Below are 25,532 nucleotides of genomic sequence, written 5' to 3'. Positions count from 1 at the left end.
ATGAAAAGGATCCCGGACAGACTCTCCGACGGGATTTACGACCTCTGCGTGATCGGGGGCGGGATCTACGGCTCCTGCATCGCCCGCGACGCCGCGCAGCGCGGCCTCCGAACGGCTCTCGTCGAGAAGGACGACTTCGGGCGGGGAACCACCTTCCACTCCCAGAAAACGATCCACGGCGGCTTCCGCTACCTGCAGAACATGGATCTCCCTAGGATCCGCTCGTCGGTGGAGGAGCGCCGCGCTTGGTTCACCGTCGCGCCCCACTTGGTTTATCCCTCTCCCTTCCTGATCCCCACCTACCGGGACGGCGGCAAGCCGCGCTGGCTCCTCGGCGCGGCCCTGCTCGTCTATGATCTCCTCAGCCTCGATCGGAACCGTCTCGACGACCCGCGGAGGCGGATTCCGCGGGGCCGGCTGATCGACAGGCGGGAGAGCCTGGAGACGCTTCCGGAACTCGACGAGCCGGCGCTCACCGGGGGCGCCGTCTTTCACGACGGCGGGATTCACAACTCGGAACGGCTCCTCTTCGGTTTCCTCCGGTCGGCCGCGGAGGACGGCGCGACTCTCGTGAACTACACGGAGGCGACGGGGCTCATCCTGGAGGGGGGCCGCGCCGCCGGCGTGCGGGTGCGGGACCGTCTCCAAGGGGATCGGTCGGAGAGGGACGTGCGGGCGCGTTTCGTCGTGAACGCCGCGGGTCCGTGGGCGGAGGGCCTGAACCGGCGCCTCACCGGCGAGCCGGTCCGGCCGGTGCCTCTCCTCAAGGTGATGTACCTGATCGTGCGGCGACCGGTCCCGCGCGGCTCCGTCGGCCTTCTCGGTCGGCACGGCCGCTACTTCTTCCTCCTCCCCTGGCACGATCACTCCCTCGTCGGCATCGCCGAATTCCCCGTCGAGAAGGGAGACCTGGAGCGGCCGGCGGTCCGGGAGGAGCAGGTGGAGGGCTTTCTCGCCGAGCTTCGCCGCGCCCGTCCCGGACTCGGACTCCGGCGGGAAGACGCGGCCTTCGTGCACACCGGCCTCCTCCCCGCCGATGAACGGGCCGCCGCTCGGGGAGAGTGGAAACTGACCACCAAGGCGCGCCTGATCGATCACGCGCGCGAAGGAGGCCCGGCGGGTCTTCTGTCCGTGGTGGGGATCAAGTTCACCATGGCCCGCAGGGTCGCGGAGGGGATCGTGGACCGTGTCTTCCGCGATCGCGGGGTGAAGCCTCCCCCCTGCCGCACCGGGATAACGCCCCTTTGGGGCGGTTCGATCGGGCGGTTCGACGAATTCCTCGCCGGGGCGATCCGGCGGGACGGCGGTGCTCTGGGCGAGGATACGGTGCGCCATCTGGCGCGCAACTACGGCGGCGCCTATCCGGAGGTGCTCGCCCATACGCCCGTCGGCCGGGACCCGGGGACCCCCTTCTCCCCGTCGTCCCCGGTGATCGCGGCGGAGGCGGTTCACGCGGTCCGCGAAGAGGCGGCGATGAAGCTCGCCGACGTGGTCTTCCGCAGGACCGAATTGGGCCTCTTCGGCGACCCCGGCGACGGCGCGCTGGAAGAGTGCGCGGCGGTGGTCGCCGCCGAGGCGGGATGGGACGGGGCGCGGACGAAAAGAGAGATCGACGAGACGCGGGAGGTCTTCCGGGCGGGCCTCCGGGACGGTTGAGCGGCGGAGCGGGGCCGCCCCTTTCCCCGAATGCATGAAAAGCCCCCGGCGGCCGCCGGGGGCTTTTTTTGATCCGCGTCCCGCGATCCTTGCGACGCTAAGGCTTTTCCGGATCCTCCGCGTTCTCGCCGAGGACCCAACGATCGAACCAGGCGATGTCCCACTCGAGCTTCGCCTTTCTATAGGTATACTTGCCGAGCCCGTGTCCCTGGCCCGGATAGACCACCAGCTCCGTCGGAACGCCGAGGTAGAAGTCGAGTCCGCGGAAAAGCGCCCGGGCGTTCGCCGCCGGCACCCGGGGATCCTCCCCGCCGACGTGGATCAGCGTGGGGGTCTTCACGCGATTCAGCGCCCAGAGAGGCGAGGCCTTGCGGTACGCCTCCGGCTTCTCCCAGGGGAGCCCTTCCATGTAGTTGACCACGTGACCCGGCGTGTCTTCGATCCCCCACTGCAGCGCCATATCGAGCACGCCGGCGCCGGAGGAGGCCGCCTTGAACCGGTCCGTCTGCGTGATGATGCAGTTGGTGACGAAGCCGCCGTTGCTCCATCCGGAAACGGCCATTCGCTCCGGATCGGCGATACCGCGCTCGATCAGCATGTCCACCCCCTTCATCACGTCCTCCACCTCGATGTCGCACTCGGCGCCGATCAGATCGGTCATGAAACGGTCGCCGTAGCCGGTGGAGCCGCGGTAGTTGGGGGCGAAAACCGCCCAGCCGAGCGCCGGCCAGAGGCCGCGCCCGTAGATCCAAAACTCGAAGTAGAAAAGATCCGCCGCCGTGGGTCCGCCGTGAAGCGCCACGTGAAGGGGGAGCGGTCCATCCCCTTTCTCGTAGCCGGGGGGCAGTTCCAGGATTCCCTCCACCGTATCGCCGCCCGCGCCGGCCCATTGTACGATCTCGATTTGCGGGAGTTTCCAGGTATCGATCTGCGGGTTGATACGGGTGATCCGGCGCGGCTTACCCTTTCCCCGGGTGGCGCCTATGAACACGTCGTTCGGCTGGGTTACGTCGCCGAGCGCCGCAGCGTAGGTGCGCCCGTCCGCCGTCAGGTCGAAGGTCTTGGCGACCCAATCGCCCGGGGTGAGAATCTCGAAGGCTCCCTGGCCGCCGGGGGTGACGTTCCGCACGCAGGCGAGGCGCACCCGCGCCTTCTCTTCGGCCAGGAAACAGATGTCCTTGGAGTCGCCGATCCACCGAATGTCCGGTTCGCCGCCGAGGGTGAGTTCGCGGGGGCGATCCAGCCGGCGGGAAACCGGCGCGCCGCCGCCGAAGTGCGTCACGATCAGCTCCGCCGGATAGCCGTCGAAGTCGACGCGGAAGGCGAGAGCCGCGGCGTCGGCGGACCAGGCGAGACCCTCGAGCCAGCCGTAGGGAGAGGGCGCCTCGGCCCGCCAGAGGCGGTCCGGCACGATCGTGATCTCGCCGCTCTTCCGGTCCCAGACATCGACCCGCGAGAGCCCCTCGTTGGAGATGTTCTCCTCGTTCGGCGTGGTGATCATCGCGATTCGGCCGCCGCAGGGGCAGACGGCGAACTCGCGGATCACGCGCCCCTCGTCGATCAGCTTCTCGGTCCGCCAGGTCTCGAGGTCGAGCGACCAGAGTTCGCTGGTGTTCATGACCCCGCGGCCGTACTCGAGTTCGTCGTGGGTCTCCTTGAGATCCTTCCAGGGATCCTCCACCTGCTCGCTTGATTTCACGTAGTAGAGGGTGCGCCCGTCCGCGGAGAGGGAGTAGTCCTCCACGCCGTCCTTGAAACGGGTGACCGGTTCCGGCTCCCCGCCGTCCACGGCGACCTTCCAGACCTGCGTTTTCCCGTTCCGGGGGGGCAGATCCCCCTTCTCACCGCGCCGGCTGGTGAAGTAGACCCATCGGCCGTCGGGACTCCAACTGGGCGAGCCGTCGTTCGTGGGGTGGAAGGTGGCGCGGCGGAGACGCCCGGTCCGGACGTCGGCGATCCACAGATCGGTGTGGCGCGTGTCCGCGTCCAGGTCCCAACGCAGGTCGGTGAGCGCCACGTGCCCGCCCTCCGGCGCGATCACGCAGTCGTAAATGAACCCCTGGGTGAAGTAATCCTCCACGGTGAGATCGTGGGTCCTCTCCGGGGGCTCCGCCGCCCGGGTGGCGGTCCAAGAGAGGCCGAGCAGAAGGAACAGTCCCCCCCACGCGGCGGTTCGCGGAATTCGATCGATGCGCATGGTTTCTCTCCCGATGGGCTGGTTTTCGAATGATTGACGCGATCGCTTCCCGATCAGAATACACCATTTCCGACGGGACCGTCGATCCCGGCTTCATCGGCGCCGGACACCCTCTCCCGGATTCTTCGGTGCCGGACACCTCTTCGCTCGCTTTGCTCTTGAGAAGAAAACCCGGTACCGAGAGGGGACCCTTTTCCCGGTGCTTGTCTCCCGGAGCGAAGGCGGCTATCCTTGTGTGAGACAGGTGGTCGCGCCGGTCCGCGCGCCCCCCTATCGATCCGCGGCTTTCCTTTCTTCCGGCGCGGGGCGCCCCCATCCCGGGCCGATCGAGGTGAACATGCACGACTTGCGACGAACCCCGCTTCTTCCGGTCCTTGCTCTCCTTCTTCTCGCTGCGTCTTCGGCGTCGACCTTCACGCCGGACGCCAACATGCCCCGCAGCGAGATTCCCGACATTTATAAGTGGGACCTCTCGGTGCTCCTTCCGAATGATGCCGCCTTCGGGCCCTCCCTGGAGAAGGTGAACACCGAGCGGGAAAAGCTCGCCGGATACGCGGGACGGCTTTCCGATCCCCAAGCGCTCCGGGAGTGTCTCGCCCTCTACTTCGACACCCGTCTTGCGACCAATAAACTGACCCTCTACGCCAACCTTCGCCTGCAAACCGATCTGGTCTCCACCGAACTCCAGGCGATGAACGACCGCGCGCTCCAGGCGATGAACGATCTGATGGCGGAAGCGTCCTTCATCCGCCGGGAAATCCTCGCCCTGAACGACGGGGCGATGCGCGCCGCTTACGAACGGGAACCGGCGCTCGAGGCGTACCGCCCCTACATCGACGAGATCAGGCGGCGGAAGAATCGGGTTCTCGACGCCGAGGCGGAGCGGATCCTCTCCCTCGCCGGCGACAACCTGTGGGCGGAGATCGACCTGAACGAACTTCCCTCCGATCACGAGAAGACATTTAACTCGATGATGAACGACATCCCCCTTCCGATGGTCACCGGCGAGGACGGCGAACCGGTGCAGCTCGCCTTCTCCAACTACCCGCGCTTCCGGCGCTCGCCGGACAGGGAGGTGAGGCGCGAGGCGGTGGAGGCCTTCTTCGGCACGCTCCGCCAATACCAGCACGTCTTCGCCGCGACTTTCGCGGGACAGGTGAACCAAACGGTCTTCTTTTCCCGGTCGCGCGGATACGACTCCTCCCTCGAGGCCTATCTGGCGATGGACGACATCGACCCCGCCGTCTACCGCAACCTGATCACGGCGATCCGCGCCAACCTCGAGCCCCTCCATCGCTACGTGGAGCTGCGGAAGAAGGTGCTCGGCCTCGATGATCTGTATATCTACGACCTCTACGTTCCCCTGGTGCCGAGCGAGGAGATGACGTTCACCTTCGAAGATGCGCGGCGGATCCTCCCGGAAGCCCTCGCGCCGCTCGGCGACGAGTACGGCAGCGTTCTCCGGACCGGCCTCGATCCGGCCAACGGTTGGATCGACCTTTACCCGCACGAGCACAAGGAGAGCGGCGCCTTCAGCGCCAGCGTGTACGGCGTTCGTCCCTTCGTAAAGATGAACTGGTTCGACGATTACGACGGCCTCTCCACGCTCGCCCATGAGTACGGCCACGCGCTTCATACCCACCTGTCCAACACCAACCAACCCTACGTCACGGCCGACTACGCGAGCTTCATCGCCGAAATCGCCTCCACCTGCAACGAGAAGCTCCTCGCCGACGACCTCATGCGCAACGCCGAGTCCCGGGAAGTGAAGCTCTTTCTTCTGAACGAGCTGCTCGAGAGCATCCGGACCACGATCTACAGGCAGACACTTTTCGCCGAGTTCGAACTGGCCGCCCACGAGGCGGCGGAGCGCGGCGTGTCGCTCACCGCCTCCTTCCTCGACTCCACCTACGCCGCGCTGGTCCGGGACTACTACGGACCGGGGTTCTCCCTCGGCGAGAACGACGGCATGGAATGGGCCTACGTGGGCCACTTCTATTACAAGTTTTACATGTATACTTACGCCACCGGCCTCTCCTCGGGAATCGCCTTCGCCGAGAAGGTGCAGTCCGGCGATCCCTCGGCGGTGGAGCGCTACTTGGACATGCTGAAGTCGGGAAGCTCCGCGCCTCCCCTCACGCTTCTGAAAAAGGCCGGCTTGGACTGGACGAAACCGGAAGCGGTGGATGCGGCGGCGCGGCTCATGGACCGGACCATCACCGAGATGGAGCGGCTCCTCGGCGTGGACTAGCGGCCCGAAACTCGTTTTCGATCGAAAAGGGCGCGGCGGGAAGAAACCGTCGCGCCCTTTCTCACGACCGAAGGAAGCCGGAGCGCGCCCCTACTCCCCCTCCCGGCCGAAACGGAGCGCCGCCGAACCATAGGCGAGCGCGCCCATTCCCAGGAGCATCAGAAACTCGGTTCGGAGGTCCGCGAAACCCGCGCCGCGAAGTAGGACCCCGCGCACCACGTTCATGAAAAACCGCATCGGGTTCAGCCAGGTGAGCGCGCGCGCCCAGGACGGCATGTTCTGCACGGGAACGAAAAAACCGCTGAGAAGAACCGCGAAGATGAGAAAGAACCAGATCGTGAACATCGCCTGCTGCTGCGTGCCCGAAGCGGCGGAGGCGAGGAGCCCGAGGCCGAGGGTCACGGTCAGGTAGGCGAGCACACCCGCCAGAAGCGTCAGCGGCGATCCGACCATGGGAACGCCGAACCAAGCCATGGCGAAGGCCGTCGCGAGGACGAGATCCACCAGCGCGATCGCCGCGAAGGGGAGCGTCTTCCCGATCAGGTACGCCGTCGTCGAAAGAGGGGTCACGCGCACCTGCTCGAGAGTGCCGATCTCTTTCTCCCGGACCACCGCCATTCCGGTAACGAACACGGAGATGATGGTGACCAACATGACGATGATCCCCGGCACCATGTAGATTCGGCTCTCCAGCTCCGGGTTGAAGAGAAAGCGGGTCGTCGTCGAGATCCGCCCCGTCTGGGCCGCCGCTCGCGCTCCCGCCTCCGCGCGGAAGAGACGCACCGCCTCCCGCGTCAAAACCGCTTCGGTGTAACCGGCGGCGCGGCCCGCCGTGCTGCTGTTCGTCCCGTCCACGACCACGCCTACCTGCGGCGACTCCCCCCGCAGCACGGCGCGGGTGAATCCGCGGGGCACATGCACCATGAGGTCCGTCTCGCTCCTCCGGAGCAGCTCCGCGGCGTCCGCCTCGCCCGCGGGCGCCGGCCCCGGAACGAAAGCGTCCGCCTGGTAGAGCGCCTCCGCGAGCCGCCGCGTGAGAGGGGTCCGGTCCTCGTCCAGCACGCTCACCCTCACGTTCTTGAGGTCGTTGTTGATGGCGTAGGCGAAGATCAGGAGCTGAAGCATCGGAACGGCCAGAACGAGACGGAGGAGCGCCTTGTCCCGCCGCAGCTGGATCAGCTCCTTGCGCACGATGCAGAGAAGAGGACCCATTCGCTTCACTCCAGGTCGCGGCGGAAACCGCGCACAGCCGCCGTGAGGAGAACGGCGCCCATTCCGAGGAGCACCGCCGTCTCCACCGGGAACCAGGCACGTCCCTTCAGCAGGATACCGCGAATCACCACCAGGTAGTGGGTGGCCGGCATGAGACGACAGAGCCACTGCAGCGGCTCGGGCATGCCGGCGACGGGGAAGAGAAAACCGGACAGGATCATGGTGGGGAGCATGGTCGCCATCAGGGCCGCCATCATCGCGACGCGGAGGGTCGACGAGCGCGCGGAGATGAGCAGCCCCATGGAGAGGGCGATGACGATGAAAAGGAGGCTGTACGCCGCCAAGACCCACCAGGAGCCGGCCATCGGCACGCCGAAGGCGATCCTCCCCGTCGCCAGCACCAGCGTGGCGTCGATCGCGCCGAGCCCCACGTAGGGAAGGACCTTGCCCAGAACCACCTGCGCGGGAGAGACCGGCGTCGTGAGGATCTGCTCCAGCGTGCCGTTCTCCTTCTCTCGGGTAAGGGCGATGCTGGTAAGGAGCGCGCAGATCATCATCAGAATGAGGGCGGTCAACCCCGGAACGACGAAATCGGCGCTGGTCAGTTCGGGGTTGAAGAATATTCGGGTCCGGACGGTGAAGGGGGCCGCCGTTCCCTCTCCTCGAAGCCGCGCGTTCTCGAGGGCGCTCACCGCGAGGAGGTAGTTCTCGGCGATCGCGGCGGTGGCGGCGTCCGAGCCGTCCACCAACACCTGCAGCGGGGAAACCTCTCCCCTCTCCAGGCGCTCCGCGAATCCCCGGGGGATCACCAGCGCCGCGAGAAAACGGCCGCGCCGGAATCCGGGCTCCACGGCGCCGCGGCCCGGAAGGATCTCGGCGATCACGTTGAATTTGCTCGACGCGAGGGCGAGGAGAAATTCGCGGCTGCTATCACTCCGGTCCTGGTCGAGGACGCCCACGGGCAGTTCGCGGAGCTCCATGTCGATGGCGGAGCCGTAAAGGAGGACCATCGCGAGAGGCATGAGAATCGCCACGGCGAGGCTGCGCCGGTCCCTGAGGATGTGAAGGACTTCCTTGCGCGCGATGGCGGCGATCTTTCTCATCGGTCCACCAGCCTAAGGAAAACGTCCTGCATGTCCTTTCCGCCCGTGGAACGCTTCAGCCCCGCCGGCGTGTCCAGCGCGACGATGCGCCCCTCGATCATGATCGAGACTCGACCGCAATACTCCGCTTCGTCCATGTAGTGCGTGGTGACGAAAACGGTGGTCCCCGCGGCGGCGCGGGCGTAGATCAGATCCCAGAAGGAGCGACGCGCCAGAGGATCCACGCCGCCGGTCGGCTCGTCGAGAAAGAGGACGCGCGGCTCGTGCAGGAGCGCGGAGCCGAGGGCGAGACGCTGTTTGTAGCCGAGGGGGAGGGCACCGGCGAGACGGTCTTCGCGGCCGGAAAGGCCGAGTTGCGGGAGAAGCGCGGCGGCGCGATCCCGGATCCGCCCCGGGGAAAGCCCGTAGACGCCGCCGAAGAAAGCCATGTTCTCGCGCACCGTCAGATCCTCGTAGAGGCTGAAACGCTGGCTCATGTAACCGATGCGCCGGCGAAGGGCGCTCGATTCCGGTCCCACCCGGCAGCCGGCCACCGTCGCCGAGCCGGCGGTCGGGCGAAGGAGACCGCAGAGCATCCGGATCGCCGTGGTTTTCCCGGCGCCGTTCGCGCCGAGAAAGCCGAAGATCTCGCCGGGCGCCACGTCCAGATCGATTCCATCGACGGCGGTAAAGGAACCGAAGCGCCGGGTGAGGCCGCGGGCGGAGACGGCCGCTTCGACCGTTCCGGCGATTCGCGGGGCCGGAGAGAGGTTCATGTTTCACCCTTTTCGCCGGAGCCCTCCTCGGCCCCCATCCGCTCCAAAAAAAGATCCTCCACACCGGGTCGCGCCGTTTCGATAGACACGCCGCAACCCTCCAGGAGTCGTGCCGTATCCGCCGCCTGCCCGTCGTCGTCGTAAACCAGATGGAGACGGTCGCCGAAGCGCCGCACCGCGACGCCGGGAAGCGCCGCGCTTTCGAGCCGAACGAGCGCTTCGGTCAATCCCGCGCCGGAGACCTCCAGGATGCGGCGGGGAAAGAGGGAGGCGAGCTGCGACGGCGCGCCGCGGGCGATCGCCGTTCCCCGGTGCATCAGGACCACCTCATCGCAAAGATCCGCCTCGTCCATGTAGGGCGTGCTGATCAGAAGGGCGAGTCCATCCTCGGCCAACTCCCGCAGGATTTGCCAGAACTCGCGGCGGCTGACCGGATCCACGCCGGTTGTCGGCTCGTCCAGGATCAGCACCCTCGGCGTGTGGATCAGCGTGGCGCAGAGCGCGAGTTTCTGCTTCATCCCTCCGGAGAGTTTTCCCGCGCGACGCTTCCGGAAGGGAGCGAGACGGCTGAATTCCATGAGCCGCGCCTCCCGGACGGCGCGTTCCTCCGCCGGTACGCCGAAGAGATCGGCGAAGAAACGGATGTTTTCGGCGACGGTGAGGTCCGGGTAGAGGCTGAACCGCTGCGGCATGTAGCCGATCCGCTCCTTCACCCAAACCGCCTCGGCCGTACAATCCCGGCCGAGGATTCGCGCGGTTCCGCCGTCCGCGCGGAGAAGACCGCATAGGATCCGCATGGCGGTGGTTTTCCCCGCCCCGTCGGGACCGATCAGGCCGCAGATCCGACCCGCCTCCACCGCGAGGGAGAGCCCGCGGAGCGCGGCGGCGGCGCCGTAGCTCTTCCGCAAATCCTCGACGAACAGGGCGGGCGTTTCGCCTGTCAAGGAATTCTCACCTCCGCCGCCATCCCCACGTGAAGACGCCCCTCCGGATTGGGAACCCGCAGTTTGACCGCGTAGACAAGCTGGGCGCGGGCGTTTCGGGTTTGGGCGTTCTTGGGCGTGAACTCCGCTTCGTCGCTGATCCAACTCACCCTTCCGACGAGCCGTTCGCCGGGGAGCGCGTCCGCCAGGACCGGGAGTTCGTCGCCCACGCGCACCCGATCCAGGTCGATCGCTTCCAGATAAATCCGTAGCTCCATCTCCGAGAGGTCGGCCACGCGGAGGGCGGTGCGGCCGGCGACGGCCACCTCCCCCGGCTCGAGGGCGCGCGCCAACACCGTGCCGGACACGGGAGAAACGATGACGCCGTCCCGGATCTGCCGGTCGAAAACGGCAAGCGCCGCGTCCAATCGTTTCCCTTCGGCGTCGATCGCCTCGACGCGCGCCCGCGCCGCCGCGAGACGGCTCCGCGCCATGTCCCGTTCGGCGGTAAGGTCATCCACCCGTTGGTCCGTGGCGGTTCCCGCGTCGCGCAGCTTTCCAGCCCTCTCCCGCGTGGTCTCCAGATGCGCCAGGCTCCTCTCCGCCTGGTCGATTTCGGCCGCCCCGGCGGCGCGCTGAGCCCGGAGGCCCGCGCGTCCCGCTTCGGCCTCGGTCCGGCGGAGCCCGATCAGATCCGTGTCTAAAAGGATCAACGTATCCCCCGCGGCGATCCGTTCCCCCTCTTCGGCGGCCACGAGAAGCGTTCGGCCGCTCTGGACGGGCGCCACGTCGACCGTTGCCGCCTCGAAGGTGCCGGCGGGGCGGGGCTTTTCGTCGCCCATGCATCCGGCCGCCACGACCAGCACGATCAGCGCCGCCGCGCCTCGGGGAAACGCACCGCTCCTCCCCGCTCCCTTTGTTCTTCTCATCCGTTTCATCTCCTCCGCGATCATTGGCCCAACGTCCAGAGAAGAGCCGTTTCCGCGAGCCGAATCCGGGCGTAGGCGAGGGCCAAACCGATTTCGGCCTCGGCGCGATCGTCCTCGGCGTCCAGGTACTCGCTCTCCGAAGCCTCGGCCTCCGCCCGGCGACGGCCGACGAGATCCACAATCGCCCGGCTCAGCTCCACCCGGCGTTCCGCCTCGGCCCACTCGAGCCGCGACGAGCGTAAAAGGGATTCGGCCGTCCCGTGGGCGGCGACGAAAACATCCTCCATCTCGCGCCGTTCCGCATCCGCCCGGCGGACGCCCGCCTCCGCCCGGCGTTTGGCGGCGGACCGCCCGCCGAAATCCCAGAGCGTCCAGTTCAGCGAGAGGGAGGCGGTGGCGTACTCCATCCAGTCGTTCTCGAAAACGTCCACGCCCGGCCGGCCGTAATGGGCGCGGAGATCACCCATCACTCGGGGAAGAAACCTCCCGCCCGCCGCCGCGGCCAGCGATTCCATCCGCTCCCGTCGTTTCTCCATCGCCGCCAGTTCGGGTCTCCCCGCGATCCGATCCGTCGAGAGATCGCGACCTTTCAAGATCGACTCCTCCAGATCCCCCTCGGGCGATGCGGGAAGACCGGGTTGCCCGATCAGGCGCCCCAGCTCGAATGCCGCCGAGTCCCTCGAGGCCTCGGCGCGCAACATCCGCCGGCGCGCGTCGCCGAGACGCGCCTCCGCGCGGAGCCTGTCCTCCGCGGTCGCCCCCCCCAGGCGTATCGCGGCGTCCAACTCCCTCACCCTTCTCTCCAGGCGATCGACGGCGAGCGCCGCCGCATCCGCGCCCGCCCGCCGTCCCATGGCGGTGAAGAACGCCGCGCGCACATCCCTCGTCAGATCGAGCAAAGCCGCTTCGCTCGTCTTCTCCGCCGCGCGCGCCTCCGCCTCCTCCGCCCGCGCGATCCGCCCCAGTTCCCCACCGGTGAAAATCGGAACGACGATCCCCAGATTCCAATCCGCCTGATGTTCGTCGCCGAAAGCGAGCGCGAAGGGAGGGAGACCGAAGCCGATGGAGATCTCCTTTTTCATCACTTCACTGGTGAATCGATAACTGCCGCCCAGGTCGGCCGAGGGGAATCTTCGCGACGACGCCTCGTCGGCCCGCGCCCGCGCCGCCTCCGCTCCGGCGGAGGCCGCCCGGAGGCGGGGAGCGTTTTCCCGGGCGAGCGACACACATCGCTCCAGCGTCAGAACGCCCCCCCTCTCCCCTTCCGATGACGGAGCGGCGCCGACCCACGAGGCGGACAGCGCGAACACGAGCGCGGCGATCCCGGACCGATACCGCATTTTCACTCCTCCCTTCCGGCCCCGCCCCGGAGGCCCTTCCCGATCAGGAAGCCGAGATCGACGCCGTAACCGCGCCAGTCGGCGTCGTCCTCCATGTGAAAGCCGATGAGTGTCCGCGCCACCGGTTCCAACAGGACCAGCCCGTACACCGAAGAGAGCAAAAAAAGCAGAACCGAACGGGGTTCCACGCCGGGGAGACTCCCCTCCTCCCGCTCGCTCTCGATCCGCTCGAGAAGGATGCGGCTCGATCCGAGCAGGCCGTGCCGCCCCAATTCATGGATCGCCCGGGAGAGACGGTCCGGGTGGGTGGCGAGAACCCGCCGCACGAGCCGCAGGCGAATTCGATCCGAGCGGAGCGCGTCGAGAAGGCGGAGGGGGAAGCTCACGAGCAGATCCGATCCCGCCGGGGCGGCGTCCAAGCCGCGGACCACGTCCCGCAAGATGCAGAGGATCTCCCGGCGAACCAAGGCGCCGATCATCTTCTCTTTGGAACCGAAATAATAGTGAATCATCGCCTGGTTGACGCCGGCCCCCTCCGCGACCGCCCGCATGGAGATTCCCTCCAAGCCCGACTCGGCGGCGAGATCCCTCGCCGCGGCGAGGATTCTGCCGGCCGGCGACTCGGGGGCGGGGGGCGCCAACTCCTCCGGGAGTTCCTCCAGAAGTCCGCGGAGTCTTTCCGGAGTCCCGGCCCCCTCCCCTCTTTCTTCCATCCGTACACCTCCGATCCAGCCACGACCGTTTCCCACTTTGTCTTTTATTATAATCAAACGATCGATTAAGTCAATCAATTAATCAAAATAGCTGCACACACGCTAACCGACTATTTTATAAGCTCATACAAACCGTTTGCTGCAAGGAGTCCTTTGGTTCCCTATTGGATGCATGCATCATCGGGGGGTGTTCGTGATGGGATCAATGGGAATCGCCCGGATCGACCGTGGCATTCAAGAGGAACTGCACGGACCCGGTTTTCGGCCCCGGCTCGCCCCCGCCGGGATCGGATGGGAAGTTCGTAGGGTAATTTCGGGAGTGCGGCGCGTTCTCTTACCGAGCGCGCGGCCTATTTTCGGGGTCGAAAGAACGAGAGAGAGAGGGGACACGACGCCGAAGGCGGGGCGATGGCCGGCAGGTGGGGGGTCGGGGGAAACGCGTTTCGATTAAACCGTTTCGAGAGCGACTACCCGGAAGCGTTCGAACTCCGCGATCATCCCCGGAAAAAGGTCCCTCATCGACGCCAGGTCCCCCGCTCTTCCCGACTTCTCGATGGTGAAGGCGACCTCGCGGAGTGCCTCCCCCCCCACGTTGGCCGCCGCTCCCTTGATGCTGTGAGCCTGCCGCTCCGCGCTGTTCACGTCCCCTTCGGCCAGATGTTCCTCCATCTTTTTCAGCCGTTCCGGAACGTCCTTGAGAAAACTCTCTACGATCACTTTGGCGAGGTTCGGGTCGTCCATCACGCGCTCGAGAAAAGCCTCCCGGTCGAAGACGGGGTGCGCCGGCCCTTTCTCGGGATGGCTCGGCTCACCGGACCGATCGTCCGTGACGCAAGGAGGAACGCATTCCCCGGCGCCGTCCACCCGCGAGACCCCGTTCTCTTCTTCCGCCTCGATCCTTCCCGACTCCACCCGCCCCCAACGGATCAACACGTCCATGAGAACCTCCGGGCGAATCGGTTTGGTCATGTAGTCGTTCATGCCGGCGGAGAGACATTTTTCCCGGTCCCCCTTCATGGCGTGCGCGGTCATGGCGATCACCGGAATCTCGTGGTCGCGTACGGAGGAGAGGGGGTTTCTTATTTCGGCGGTCGCCTCCCATCCATCCATTTCCGGCATCTGCACGTCCATAAGCACGAGATCATATTGCTGCTTCTCCAAAGCCCGGATCGCCTCCCGGCCGTTGTTCGCCAGATCCGCCCCGTATCCCAGTTTCCCCAGGATGCCGATCGCCACCTGTTGGTTGATCGGGTTGTCCTCGACGAGAAGAATGCGAGTTGCGGCGGCGGTCTTCTTCCCGCCCGACCAGGACGGGTGGGACGACTCCATCCGCACGCCTCTCCCCGCCACGCGCGAACCCAACAGCATTTCCACGCAGGCGAAGAGCTCGAATCTTCGCACCGGTTTCACCAGGCAGGCGTTCCAACCGACGCCCTCTATCCCTCTCTCATCCATGTTCCGGGACATAGGCCGCATCAGCGCCATCGCGACTTCCGACAGGCGGTGGTCGGCGCGGACCGCTCGCCCGAATGCATCGCCATCCAGGTCGTGCATCGACTCTTGCGCGATCACCGCGCGGTAGGGATCGCCCTCCGCCGCAGCGTCGGAAAGGAGCTTCAGCGCTCCGGCGCCGTCCGCCGCGCCCTCCGCGCGCATCCCCCACGCCCGGAGCCACGCGACGAGCACCTCCCGGTTGGTTGCATGGTTTTCCGTCACCAGGATCCTCGTCCCCTTCGAACCGGCCGGCGCCGGCAAGGGCGCCCGCTTTTCCTGCTTGGGGAATCGAATGGAGAAACCGAACTCCGTCCCCATCCCCTCCTCGCTCTCGCAATCGATGGAGCCTCCCATGATCTCGATCAGGTTCTTGGAGATGGCGAGTCCGAGGCCGGTGCCGCCGTACTTTCTCGTGTTCGACGGATCGATCTGTTGAAAACTTTGGAAAAGATGCTTCTGCTTTTCCTTCGGGATACCGATACCGGTATCGCGCACGGTGAACCGGAGAACCGCTTCCCTTTCCGTCTCCTCCTCCAACCGCGTTCGGACGGCGACTTCCCCCTCCCCGGTGAATTTCACGGCATTGCCCGCCAGGTTCAGGAGCACCTGCCGGAGCCGCCCGGGATCGCCGCGTAGGGCTCCGGGGACTTCGGGATCGGCGAAACAGACGAATTCGAGGCCCTTCTCCGCGGCCTTCACGGCGATCAGCCCGAGGAAATCGTCCAGAAGGGCGTGCAGATCGAAGTCCACGGTCTCGATTTCCATCTTGCCCGCCTCGATTTTGGAGAAATCGAGGATGTCATTGATCAGCGTCAAAAGTGCTTCACCGCTCGCTTGCACCGTCTCCGCGTAACGACGCTGCTCCTCGCTCAGATCGGTATGAAGAAGGAGGGTGACCATCCCGATCACGCCGTTCATGGGCGTGCGGATCTCGTGGCTCATTCGAGCGAGAAACTCGCTTTTCGCGGCGCTCGCCATCCCGGCTTGCGCCGCCATATCGTTCGCGCGGGCGGTCTGCAGCTCCAGGTGATCGTTCAGTCTCTTCATCTCGTCCAGAACATCTCGTTGTTTCGCCTCCGCCCTCTTCCGCTCCGTGATGTCACGCGCGATCCCCTGAACGATTCCTCTCTCCCTGTCCGTCACGCGAGCGCTGATCTCCACGTCGATGACATCGCCGTCCTTGGCGAGGAAACGGGACTCGAAGGTGATGCCCCCTTTTTTCTTCGTAACATCGAGGGCTTTCTTCGACGATTCCCGCTCCGATGCGGAGTGTAGGCGGGCGAGAGGGGTGCGCAGCAATTCCTCTCGATCGTACCCCAGAAGCTCGACGGCCCGTTCATTGGCATCTAAGATGTTTCCCTGGAGGTCGTGAAGAAACACGGCGTCGTTCGACTGTTCGAAGAGGGAACGGAATTTTTCCCTGCTCCTGAGAAGCTCCTCTTCCGCTTCCTTTCTCTCCGTGACATCCACGTGAACGCCCACCACTCTTCGCGGCTTGGTGTCGTGATCCCAGCCGAATCCCTTCCCCCGTCCCGAGATCCAGCGCCAACCCCCATCCTTGGTGCGGAGTCGGAATTCCGCCTGGAAGGGTTTCCCCTCTTCGACATTCCGAACGACGAGGGGAACCGCCCACTCCCTGTCCTCCGGATGGAGAAGATCGATCCAGGTCTGAAACCGCATGGGCAGTTCGCCCGGCTCATAACCGAGCATGGTGTAGTAGCGTGGGCTGAAATAGGCATTGCCGGATTCGATGTCGCAATCCCAGAACCCGTGTTCGGCGGCGTCCATGGCGAGTTCCAGCCTCTCCCGCATGAGCCGCAGTTCCTCACGGGCGAGATTGCGCGCCGCGAGGATCTCATTGATCCGCCGGGTCATCTTCCGGATTTCCGCGTGGTGGAAGGCGGTTTCGTCCATGGTGCGGTCTTCCCGGGCCGCGTCGCCGAAACCTCTCTCGAAGGCCTCGATCTGGTCCCCCAGCCGCCGGCTGAATCGGCGCCCCAGCGCGAGGCTGAGCAGACCCAGCGCAAGCATGGCGCCGATCATCGACAGCAGGCGGGTCACGAACCCGGCGAGCATCTTCCGTCTCTCCGCCTCAACGACCTCGTCGAGATCGCTGATGGGGAAGTCGGTTCCTACGATCCAGCCCCAATCGTCGATGCCGCGGACATAGGCGAGCATCTCCCGGCGCGCGCCGGAGGGATCCTTCTCCCCGTCGACATAGGAAACGAACCCCCCGCCCGGTCTTTTCGCGGCGGCGAGCATCTCCTTCGTAACCGGGACTCCATTCGCGTCGATCCGGTTGACGAAGTTTCGGCCGACCGATTCCGGCCGCTCCCGATCCGCCAACAGAGTCCCTTCGGTGTTCTGGACGAAAAGAGCGCCCGCGCCCTCGCCGAAGGAAATCGACTCCAGGTGACGGAGCACCATGCGCTCCGCTCCCTCCCGCAGGTCCATCAGATAGGATCCCGCGCCGATGATCCATCCCGAGGAAGGAAGGGCACGGACATAGGAGAGTTTGGGCACGGGGGAGAGGGACTCCTCTCCACGGGGCCAATCGTAGGTGATGAACCCGCCGCTTTCCTGGGACGCGATCGAGAACATCTCCCGGACGATCCTGCCCAGTGACGGGTCGGCCCAATCCGACTCACTCTTTCCCACCCATTCCGGCCTCACGGGATGAACACGGAAAACCCCCGTCTCGTCGAGAGCGAAGTAATAGCCCGCGCCTCCGTCCCAACGGAAAGAGGAGAGAACGTCGGCCACGAGGTTCTCCGTCTCCGCGGCGGACCGCCCCGCATTTTTCTCGCTCAGGTCCCGGGCGAGAGATTCGGCGAAATCCACCCTTTCCCGGATCCGCTCTCTCTGCCGGTTTTGCTCCGTCTCCCGCAAAAAGGCGATCTCGTCCACAGCCCGGTCCACCTCGTGGGCGACCCGCGTCTTTTGCTTCTCCAAAAGGTCCCCGCGAAGTTTCCACGTGTCCTGCCGGAAGCGGATGTAGTCCTGCGCCGCCCAGAGGAGGGAAGCCAGCAGGATGGCGACGAGGGGGATGGCGATGATCAAGCGGTTGATGTCGGCGCTGAACCGAGGCGCCTGCCCGCGCCTTCGAGCGAGGGCGCCGACGATCTGAAACGCCACGAAGAGGAGGAAAACGACACAGGCGAGGGCGAGGCAGACGAACAGGTAGACCAGGTACTCTCGAATCGAGTCGTCCGGAGCGTTGAGCAGGGTCGCGCCGGAGGGGAGGTCCTGCCTGCTCAGGCCGCGCCGCACCAACGCCTCATAGTCGAAAATATCCCGGTTGGGGCTCGCGCCGACCACGGAAATTCGGGAGGCGGGGATTCCGCGCAGGATGGTTTGAGCGAGGCCCGCGGCGGCGGTCCCCTGATCCCGGGCGTTGATCAGCCGCCCTCCCACCACGCCGGTCCCCATATAGAAGTCCCAGAGACCGAAGACGGGAACGGGGGAGTGGGAATCGACCAAGCGGCCGGCCGCCTCGTTGCTGTAGTAACGTCCCGCGCCATCCCGATTGTAGAGAACGAGAAGGACGGCGTCCCCCGGCCCCAATGTCTCCAGCCGGCCGATCAGTTCCTCCGTCTCCAATCCGTCCCACCAGAGAAGCTCCAGACGGTCCTCCAGAGGGCGCATCGCGATGCGGGCCTCCTCACGCACGTTGATCGCCGTCGTGGTGATACCGCTGACGATCGCGAGACGTTTCAGCCCCGGCAATAAACGGAGCGCGTGATGACCCGTGCTCAGGGGATCGCTGATCTCCACCACGCCGGTGACATCCGGTCCCAATCCCTCCAGCATTTCCGGCGTGAAGTTGTTGATCCCGCAGAAAATGATGGGCGTGTCGGGAAAGAGCCCGGCGCGCCGATCCCGGAGAAAGGTCAAGGCGTTGTTGTCCGCGACGAGGATCACATCCACCGGTTTGTCGGCGTACTTGTTCAGCAGGAATTCGTAGAAAGGCCCGCTCACCTCTTCCAGCGGGTAGCGTTTGCTGTCCAGATACTCCACGTGAAGATTGACGTTCTCGGAGGCGAATTCTTCCTGAATCGCTTCGGTGATGCCGTCCGCCCAGGAGAGTCCGTGGTGATAAGAACTGATGAGGAGAACGCGGCGCGGCTCATCGCCGGCGGCGCCGTGATCCGCCGGCGTTCCCCCCGTGAGGAAGAAAAGAAAACCGGCGAGAAGCGACAACCGGCGCGTTCCCGACCGGAAGAAAATTCCCGTACGGATCATCAGCCACATGCCCCGCAAGAGGTGCGAACCGTCGCGGCGGGCGCATCTCCACCCCGCGCCGGGATTCGGCCGGTCGAGGCGAATCGCCGCACCGAACCGACTCGGTCCCGGGCGAAGCGCAACCCCCCCGATTGCGGCTTACCTTCTTCTTATCGCGCATTTTCCGGAATGATTGAATCAGTGGAAAACAGGGGGAGAAAACGGGGAGAAAACGGGGAGAAAACCGGACGGCAGGCGGAAAGCAGGAGCGGGGACCAAGGCCATAACTATTATTGTTTCTTCATATTAGGATGGTTTTACGGAACCACCCGATTCGTCGCGTCGCTCTTTTCCTTTCGGAGAGGTCTCCCCCTTCCCCCTCCCCTTCGACGCCCGCTCGCGGTTCGCCCGCCACTCCTCGAGCCTCTTCCGGATCTCCCGCTCCACCCCCTCCCCCTTCGGCTCGTAATAACGGCGCCCCCGGAGATTTTGGGGGAGGTGCTCCTGCGCCATCCCTCCCTCCGGATCATTCGGGTCGTAGACGTACCCCTTCCCGTAATCGAGTTCCTTCATGAGGCGGGTCGGCGCGTTGCGGAGATGCTTGGGAACGGGGAGGGAAGGCCTCTCGCGGATGTCCCCTTGCACCTTTTTATACGCGGCGTAAAGGGCGTTCGATTTGGGGGTGACGGCGAGGTAGATCACCGCCTCGGCGACGGCGAGGTCCCCTTCGGGAGATCCGAGGCGACGGTAGGTGTCGTCGGCGTTCAACGCCACGGCGAGCGCCCGTGGATCGGCGAGCCCCACGTCCTCGACGGCGAAACGAATCAGGCGCCGGAGGAGGTAGCGGGGGTCCTCGCCCGACTCGATCATGCGGACCGCATAGTAAAGCGCCGCGTCCGGGTTGCTGCCGCGTAGACTTTTATGGAGCGCGCTGATCAGGTTGTAGTGCTCTTCCCCGCTTTTGTCGTAAAGGAGCGCCTTCTTCTGCGCCGCCGCGTCGATCGTCTCCCCCGTCACCCGGCATGCGCCCCCCTCCCCGGCGGCCGCCATCCGCACCGCCAGCTCCAACAGAGAGAGGGCGCGGCGCGCGTCCCCCTCGCTGAAGGAAACGATCCTCAGCTTCTCCTCCGGTCCGATTTCGACGCGAACGCCGAGGCCGCGTTCCGGGTCCTCCAGCGCGCGGTCCAGGATGGAGACCACATCCTCCTCGCGTAACGGTTCGAGGGTGAAGACCCTGGTCCGGCTGAGAAGCGCCGCGTTCACCTCGAAGGAAGGATTCTCGGTGGTCGCGCCCACAAGAGTGATGGTCCCGTCCTCCATGTGGGGGAGGAAGGCGTCCTGTTGCGCCTTGTTGAAGCGGTGGATCTCGTCGACGAAAAGGATGGTCCGCTTTCCACGGAGGTCCCTCTCCCTTCGGGCCCGGACGACGGCCTCGCGTATCTCCTTTACACCGGAGAGAACGGCGCTGAACTCGAGAAAGACGGCGCCGGCGTAACGCGCCATGAGCCGCGCGAGGGTGGTCTTCCCCGTCCCCGGCGGCCCCCAGAAGATGACGGAAAGGAGTTCGCCCCCCCGGATCATCCTCTCCAGGACCGCCCCTTCGCCGAGCAGATGCCCCTGGCCGACGAACTCCTCCAGCGTACGCGGCCGGAGACGGTCCGCCAGCGGGCTTCGCGGCTCTTTCGACTCCCCTTCTCCCTGGCCGACGCCGAAGAGGTCCGGGGTCTCCTCACTCGCGCACATACACCGTCTCCCCCGCCGCGAACACGCGGGCCAGCCTTTCCCGGCGCAGCGGCTCCCCCTCCGCCGGCGGACCGTCGAACAGAATCAGATCCGCGCGGCGACCGGGGGCGATCGACCCGCCCGCGCCTCCGCCGGGAACGAAGCGCTCCGCCCTCCCGGAGTAGGCGTGGAAGGCTTCCTCCGGCGAGATCCTCTCCGCCGGGACGGGATGGCGGACGGCTCCCTCCATCCCGGTGAAAGGATCGAAAGGCATGCCGTCGGACCCAAAGGCGACCGGAATCCCCGCGCGGATCCACTCGCCGATCCGGTTCCAACCGCGGGCTCTCTCCCGCCCGACACGCGTCTCGTAGAGCCCCCCGGGGCCGCCCCACCGGAGCGGGAAGTTGGGCTGCATGGAAAGGAGGAGCCCCTGGCGGCGGACACGGCCGGCCTGGGCGGGCGTGAGCATCTCCGCGTGCTCGATCCTGTGGGGAACGGGGGGCGGGCCCTCCCGCCGGATCGCCTCGTGGGCGGCGAGAGCCTCCTCGATCGCCCGATCTCCGATGGCGTGAAGCGCCACCGGCAGCTCGAGTTCCTCCGCCTTACGGATCAACTTTTCGACGGCATCGCGTTCCAGAAGAAGCGTCCCGTCGCCGCCGGTCGGATAGGGCTCCGTCACCGCCGCCGTGCATCCCCCGATCGATCCGTCCAAGAACGCCTTCACGCCGGCGACACGGAAGAGATCCCCTTCCCGGTTTTCCGCCGCCAGCTCCGCCGTCTCCTCCGGCGCCGAGGCCGCGTAAAAGAAGACGCGCGTCCGGAGGCGTCCCTCACTCTCCAGGGCGCGCCAGACCCGCGCGAACCGGGGGGAATCGATCTCGTGGACCGTGGTGACTCCGAACGAAAGCGCCCTCTCCTGGGCGCGCAGCACCGCCCGGCGATCCTCTTCCTCCGATGGCCGGAAAGGGCCGTCCTCCAGATGAAGAACCGACTCCTCCTCGCATCTCCCACTCTCCGGGTCCACGTCCGGGCGGCGGGCGCCGATCCGCTCCAACGCGGGACCGTTCGCGACGGCGATGTGCATGCAGACACGGCGAACCAGGAGCGGACGGCGCGGTTCGAGGCGGTCCAGCTCCCGGCGCGTCGGCAGGCGGCGCTCCGGCCAGAGCGACTCGTCGGCCCCTTCGAAGAAAAGGACCGGCTCGGCGCTCTCCCGAACGGTCCGCTCGATCCTCTCCAGCGCCCCGGCGAGGGAGAGCGCCTCTCCCAGATCGGTACGGTGCAAAAGGCGGCCGAGGTGAAGAAGGTGGACGTGCGCGTCGGTGAATCCGGGAAGCAGGAGCCCCCCCCGCAGATCGATTCTCTCCGCCCGGGCGGGGGCGAGGTCCAGGATTTCTCCATCACCGCCGACCGCTTCGATGATCCCCGCGCGCGCCAGCAGGGCGGTTTCCCCCACCGCCCCCCATCCGATCCTGCCGTTGAAAAGGACCAGCACGCCGGCGCTCCTCCCTCGAAGGTGGTCGTTCCAAGATACCACGGGCGGCGGAACGGATCGAGTGGGCTCGGCCGATCCCCGATCCGGTCCGTCGCCCTCGCGAAGAGGAGGGCGCTCCTTCGCCGCTCGCCGCCCTTAAAAAAACGGCTTCGGTGGGGATCCCCGCCGAAGCCGCAGCGTATTTTCCGCGCGCAATCCCGTCTACAGAAGCGCGGTGACCATCGATTCGAACTCGCTCTTCTCGCGCGAGCCGACCACGATTTTCTGGATCCGCCCCTTTCGATCGATGATGAACGTGGTGGGGATCGACCCGAGCGGCTGAATCGCGTGGAAGGCGCGCACGATCCCATCGTTCGCCATCGCCACGGGATAACCGGGCACGGCGGGATTGTTCGGGCCGGAAGCGAGATAGGAATTCACCGCATCCAAGCCGCCCTGATCGACGCTGACGCCGAGAAACTCCAACCCGTCGCCTTGGTACTCTTTGTAGAGTTCGTTGAAGGCGGGGATCTCCATCTTGCAGGGCGGGCACCAGGTGGCCCAGAAGTTGAGCACCAGGACTTTTCCTCTGTAGTCCGTGAGATGGATCACCCGGTTGTCGTCGACGGCGTTCACCGCGAACTCCGGCGCCGCCGGCGCCGACGGGTTCCCCTTCTCCTCCTGCTTGGAACAGGCCGGAGCGAGGAAGAGGAGAGTGATCAGAGCCGGGGCCAGGACATGTTTGATCAAGACAGGACTCCTTTCCGTGATTCTCTGGAATACGAACCGATTGTACGGAGGGACCGGGCTTCCCGTCAAATCCCGTAGCCGTCTGGGTGGTCTCTGTGCCAATTCCAGGCCGAGGAAACGACATCCTCGAGATCGGGATAGCGGGGCGCCCAACCGAGCAGGCGGCGGACCATGTCGTTCCCCGCGACGAGACGGGCCGGGTCGCCGGGGCGCCGCTGGTCGACAACCGCCGGAATGGGATGGCCCGAGACCCCGCGGGCGCACTCGATCACCTCGCGCACCGAATAGCCGCGGCCGGTCCCGACGTTCACCGCCAGGCTCCCGCCGCCGCCGGCCAGGTGTCGCAGGGCGAGGATGTGCGCCTGCGCCAGGTCCACGACATGAATATAATCACGGATGCAGGTTCCGTCCGGTGTTTCGTAATCATCGCCGAATACGCGGATCTCCGGCCTTTTGCCGAGGGCGACCTGGAGAACCAGGGGGATAAGGTGCGTCTCCGGATCGTGATCCTCCCCCAGTTCCCCTTCCGGATCCGCGCCGGCGGCGTTGAAGTAGCGGAGCGCGGCGTACCGGAGTCCATAGGCCCGATCCGCGGAGCGGAGCATTCGTTCCACCGCCAGTTTCGTTTCCCCGTAGACGTTGACCGGATTCTGGGGATGGTCCTCGGTGAGAGGGATTCTCTCCGGCTCCCCGTAGGTGGCGCAGGTGGAGGAGAAGACGAAGGCGCGGACCCCCGCGGCGACGGTCGCCTCCAGGAGGTTCAGCGCGTTCGCCGTGTTGTTTCGCCAGTACTTGAGAGGATCCTCCATCGACTCGCCCACGTAGCAGTGAGCGGCGAAGTGGACGACCGCCTCGAAACGCTCGGCCTCGAAGAGCGCGGCGAGGCGTTCCCGATCCGCGAGGCTGAAGACATGCAGGGGCGCGCCCCGGACCGCCGGGCGGTGGCCCTCGGAGAGATCGTCCAGAACGACCGGCTTGTGGCCGGCCCGGACCAGTTCCTTTACGGTATGACTACCGATGTATCCGGCCCCGCCGGTCACCAGAATCTTCACCGGCCGTCCTCCTCCCCCCGGACCGGAACGGCGGCGGGATCCGGAACGAAGGGGCGGTCCTCCTCCCGGTCGCGCGATCCGCTCTCCCCGGCGGGGTCATGCCGCGCGGCCGTGCCGGCGGCGACGCCCCGGACGAAGGAATCCAGGTCGCTCCGGAGAACGCGCCACCCTCCCCCCACCTTCACGCAGGGGATCGAGCCGGAGCGGAAGAGCTCCCGCAGGGTTCGAACGGAAACGCGTAGATAGGCGGCCCCTTCACGCGCCGTGAGGGGCGCGTCCCCCGTCGCGGGGAGGGAGTGGGCGGGCGGGGACGCCGGGAGAGGCGCCGCCACCGGCCGCTCCGGCTTTTCGGAACCGCGGAATCGGTCCAGTCCGCGGTTCATGTCCCGAATCACCTCCCCGATCACGCGTTCGTCGATCCGGCTCACCCCCATCCCGAAGCCGAGCAGGAGGCTGTTGGAGCAGATCACGTTGATGAGCCGCGGGATTCCCCCCGCCTCTTTCTGCACCAGACGAACCGCCTGATCGGTGAACAGACCGCGGTCCGGCGAGCCGGCCACGCCGAGCCTGTGCCGGATGTAATTCTCGGTTCTGTCCGCCGTCATCGGCGGGATGTCGAAGCGAACCGCCACGCGTTGCTTCAGCTGCCGGAGATCCTCCCTCTCCAGCTTGCCGACCAGCTCCGGCTGCCCCACCAGCACGGTTTGGACGAGCTTCGACTTCCGCGCCTCCAGGTTGGAGAGCATCCGGATCTTCTCGAGAAGCTCCACGCTCAGATTCTGCGCTTCGTCCAGGATCAGCACGCACCGAACCCCTTCGTGGTACTTGCGAAGCAGGAAGCGATTCAGCTCGATCAGGAGAATCGCCTCCGAGTCCTCGCCCCGGAAACCGGTTTCGAAATCCTCGTGGATCATCTTCAGAAGCTCGACGAAGTTCATGGCGGTGGAGAAGATGAAAGCGGTGAGGAGGTCCTCCCGGTGCTGATCGAGGAAAGAGTGGATCAGGGTGGTCTTGCCGGTTCCCACTTCACCGGTGAGGAGAACGTATCCCCTACCGCTGGTCACCCCGTATTCGAGGTGCGCCATCGCCTCGCGGTACACCTCGTCCAGATAGAGGAACTGCGGGTCCGGCGTGAGTTGAAACGGATCCTCGGAGAACCCGTAGTACTGGCAGTACATCCTTGCCCCTTTTCGATCGATCCTTCCAAACGGATCATCGGCCGGGCACCGGTCTCCCTGAACCGAGCCCGCTTCACGGACGGCTTATCAGTCTGCGGGTGACCGCCCCACCTGTCAAGCGCCCCCGGGCGCGTGAAGCGACGAAGGAGGGATCCGTACCGTTTGGAATCGTTATCGGTATCGAATTATCCCCTTCCCCCGCCGGCTCTCCCTTCGGGGCACGGTGTGGGGAGAGGGACGGACGGGTAATCCCTCTCGGAGTCCGGGGCGTGCCGCCCCCTGGGTGGGTTCATGATTGCCACGGAGTTTCCACAAGGGTGCGACCTCGCGCGGCCATTTCTCACGCACCTCGAGAGGTGGGGGTCCCGCCCGCCCCTCCTCCTCGAAGGATCACGCCGTCCGTCCGAGGAGGAGGCGGAGAGGATGGCGGGAGAGGGTTAGCGCTCTTCGGTCCCGGATTCTCTTTTCATGAGCGTAGCGAGTGAAAAGGTATCCGGCACCGAAGAATTCGATAGGCCGCGGGGAGGGATGGTTTCGTCACGAGGGTTCGGGGCACGAGGCG

16 protein-coding genes are annotated in these 25,532 nt (G+C 65.9%); 2 read left to right on the top strand and 14 right to left on the bottom strand.

The window, feature by feature from the left end; genetic code table 11:
- Complete coding sequence (locus JW958_07660) at positions 1–1,656, top strand: glycerol-3-phosphate dehydrogenase/oxidase (protein ID MBN1826125.1); 1,656 nt, start codon at positions 1–3, stop codon at positions 1,654–1,656.
- Between the two features lie 97 nt (positions 1,657–1,753).
- Here the strand turns inward: JW958_07660 and JW958_07655 are convergent, their stop codons facing one another.
- Positions 1,754–3,853 carry a S9 family peptidase gene (locus JW958_07655; GenBank protein MBN1826124.1) on the bottom strand — a complete coding sequence of 700 codons (2,100 nt, stop codon included), beginning with the start codon at positions 3,851–3,853 and terminating at the stop codon, positions 1,754–1,756.
- Positions 3,854–4,088: 235 nt separating this feature from the next.
- Here JW958_07655 and pepF point away from each other — a divergent pair, with 235 nt between their 5' ends.
- Positions 4,089–6,104 carry an oligoendopeptidase F gene (gene pepF / locus JW958_07650; GenBank protein ID MBN1826123.1) on the top strand — a complete coding sequence of 672 codons (2,016 nt, stop codon included), beginning with the start codon at positions 4,089–4,091 and terminating at the stop codon, positions 6,102–6,104.
- A 90-nt stretch (positions 6,105–6,194) separates the two neighbouring features.
- On the opposite strand, the gene JW958_07645 is transcribed toward pepF, so the two are convergent.
- The 13 genes from JW958_07645 to JW958_07585 all read right to left on the bottom strand — a co-directional run bounded on the left by JW958_07645 (position 6,195) and on the right by JW958_07585 (position 24,970).
- Positions 6,195–7,316, bottom strand: coding sequence for an ABC transporter permease (locus JW958_07645; GenBank protein ID MBN1826122.1), 1,122 nt, complete (start codon positions 7,314–7,316; stop codon positions 6,195–6,197).
- 5 nt (positions 7,317–7,321) lie between these two features.
- Positions 7,322–8,419 (bottom strand): ABC transporter permease, encoded by a 1,098-nt coding sequence (locus JW958_07640; protein MBN1826121.1) that lies wholly within the window; start codon positions 8,417–8,419, stop codon positions 7,322–7,324.
- Entirely contained in the window at positions 8,416–9,174 is a 759-nt protein-coding gene (locus tag JW958_07635; protein ID MBN1826120.1) for an ABC transporter ATP-binding protein, read from the bottom strand. The genes JW958_07640 and JW958_07635 overlap by 4 nt, the downstream gene beginning before the upstream one ends.
- Positions 9,171–10,118: an ABC transporter ATP-binding protein gene (locus tag JW958_07630; protein MBN1826119.1), complete on the bottom strand. Its 948-nt coding sequence runs from the start codon at positions 10,116–10,118 to the stop codon at positions 9,171–9,173. Before JW958_07630 ends, JW958_07635 begins: the two co-directional genes overlap by 4 nt.
- On the bottom strand, positions 10,115–11,026 hold the full coding sequence (locus JW958_07625; protein ID MBN1826118.1) for an efflux RND transporter periplasmic adaptor subunit: 912 nt from the start codon (positions 11,024–11,026) through the stop codon (positions 10,115–10,117). Before JW958_07625 ends, JW958_07630 begins: the two co-directional genes overlap by 4 nt.
- 20 nt (positions 11,027–11,046) lie before the next feature.
- A complete protein-coding gene (locus JW958_07620; GenBank protein MBN1826117.1) occupies positions 11,047–12,366 on the bottom strand; it encodes a TolC family protein in 1,320 nt (439 codons plus the stop codon).
- 2 nt (positions 12,367–12,368) lie between these two features.
- On the bottom strand, positions 12,369–13,079 hold the full coding sequence (locus tag JW958_07615; protein ID MBN1826116.1) for a TetR/AcrR family transcriptional regulator: 711 nt from the start codon (positions 13,077–13,079) through the stop codon (positions 12,369–12,371).
- A gap of 447 nt (positions 13,080–13,526) precedes the next feature.
- Entirely contained in the window at positions 13,527–18,815 is a 5,289-nt protein-coding gene (locus JW958_07610; protein ID MBN1826115.1) for a cache domain-containing protein, read from the bottom strand.
- Between the two features lie 285 nt (positions 18,816–19,100).
- Positions 19,101–20,537: a replication-associated recombination protein A gene (locus JW958_07605; protein ID MBN1826114.1), complete on the bottom strand. Its 1,437-nt coding sequence runs from the start codon at positions 20,535–20,537 to the stop codon at positions 19,101–19,103.
- Positions 20,524–22,011, bottom strand: a complete 1,488-nt coding sequence (locus JW958_07600; protein MBN1826113.1) for an amidohydrolase — start codon at positions 22,009–22,011, stop codon at positions 20,524–20,526. The genes JW958_07605 and JW958_07600 overlap by 14 nt, the downstream gene beginning before the upstream one ends.
- 201 nt (positions 22,012–22,212) lie before the next feature.
- Positions 22,213–22,740 carry a TlpA family protein disulfide reductase gene (locus JW958_07595; GenBank protein ID MBN1826112.1) on the bottom strand — a complete coding sequence of 176 codons (528 nt, stop codon included), beginning with the start codon at positions 22,738–22,740 and terminating at the stop codon, positions 22,213–22,215.
- Between the two features lie 65 nt (positions 22,741–22,805).
- On the bottom strand, positions 22,806–23,792 hold the full coding sequence (gene galE / locus JW958_07590; protein ID MBN1826111.1) for a UDP-glucose 4-epimerase GalE: 987 nt from the start codon (positions 23,790–23,792) through the stop codon (positions 22,806–22,808).
- On the bottom strand, positions 23,789–24,970 hold the full coding sequence (locus JW958_07585; protein ID MBN1826110.1) for an AAA family ATPase: 1,182 nt from the start codon (positions 24,968–24,970) through the stop codon (positions 23,789–23,791). Before JW958_07585 ends, galE begins: the two co-directional genes overlap by 4 nt.
- Positions 24,971–25,532: the final 562 nt, after the last annotated feature.

This window comes from Candidatus Eisenbacteria bacterium (assembly GCA_016930695.1).
In the GTDB taxonomy this organism is placed as follows: domain Bacteria; phylum Orphanbacterota; class Orphanbacteria; order Orphanbacterales; family Orphanbacteraceae; genus JAFGGD01.
Note: the sequence above shows the minus strand (reverse complement) of the source record. Positions and strands in the feature narration are given on the sequence as shown.

Excerpts from the sequence above, each read along its gene's own strand:
- JW958_07660 (MBN1826125.1), top strand. The coding sequence starts at position 1 with ATGAAAAGGATCCCGGACAGACTCTCCGACGGGATTTACGACCTCTGC.
- JW958_07655 (MBN1826124.1), bottom strand. The coding sequence starts at position 3,853 with ATGCGCATCGATCGAATTCCGCGAACCGCCGCGTGGGGGGGACTGTTC.
- JW958_07645 (MBN1826122.1), bottom strand. The coding sequence starts at position 7,316 with ATGGGTCCTCTTCTCTGCATCGTGCGCAAGGAGCTGATCCAGCTGCGG.
- JW958_07640 (MBN1826121.1), bottom strand. The coding sequence starts at position 8,419 with ATGAGAAAGATCGCCGCCATCGCGCGCAAGGAAGTCCTTCACATCCTC.
- JW958_07635 (MBN1826120.1), bottom strand. The coding sequence starts at position 9,174 with ATGAACCTCTCTCCGGCCCCGCGAATCGCCGGAACGGTCGAAGCGGCC.
- JW958_07625 (MBN1826118.1), bottom strand. The coding sequence starts at position 11,026 with ATGAGAAGAACAAAGGGAGCGGGGAGGAGCGGTGCGTTTCCCCGAGGC.
- JW958_07620 (MBN1826117.1), bottom strand. The coding sequence starts at position 12,366 with ATGCGGTATCGGTCCGGGATCGCCGCGCTCGTGTTCGCGCTGTCCGCC.
- JW958_07615 (MBN1826116.1), bottom strand. The coding sequence starts at position 13,079 with ATGGAAGAAAGAGGGGAGGGGGCCGGGACTCCGGAAAGACTCCGCGGA.
- JW958_07610 (MBN1826115.1), bottom strand. The coding sequence starts at position 18,815 with ATGATCCGTACGGGAATTTTCTTCCGGTCGGGAACGCGCCGGTTGTCG.
- JW958_07605 (MBN1826114.1), bottom strand. The coding sequence starts at position 20,537 with ATGTGCGCGAGTGAGGAGACCCCGGACCTCTTCGGCGTCGGCCAGGGA.
- JW958_07585 (MBN1826110.1), bottom strand. The coding sequence starts at position 24,970 with ATGTACTGCCAGTACTACGGGTTCTCCGAGGATCCGTTTCAACTCACG.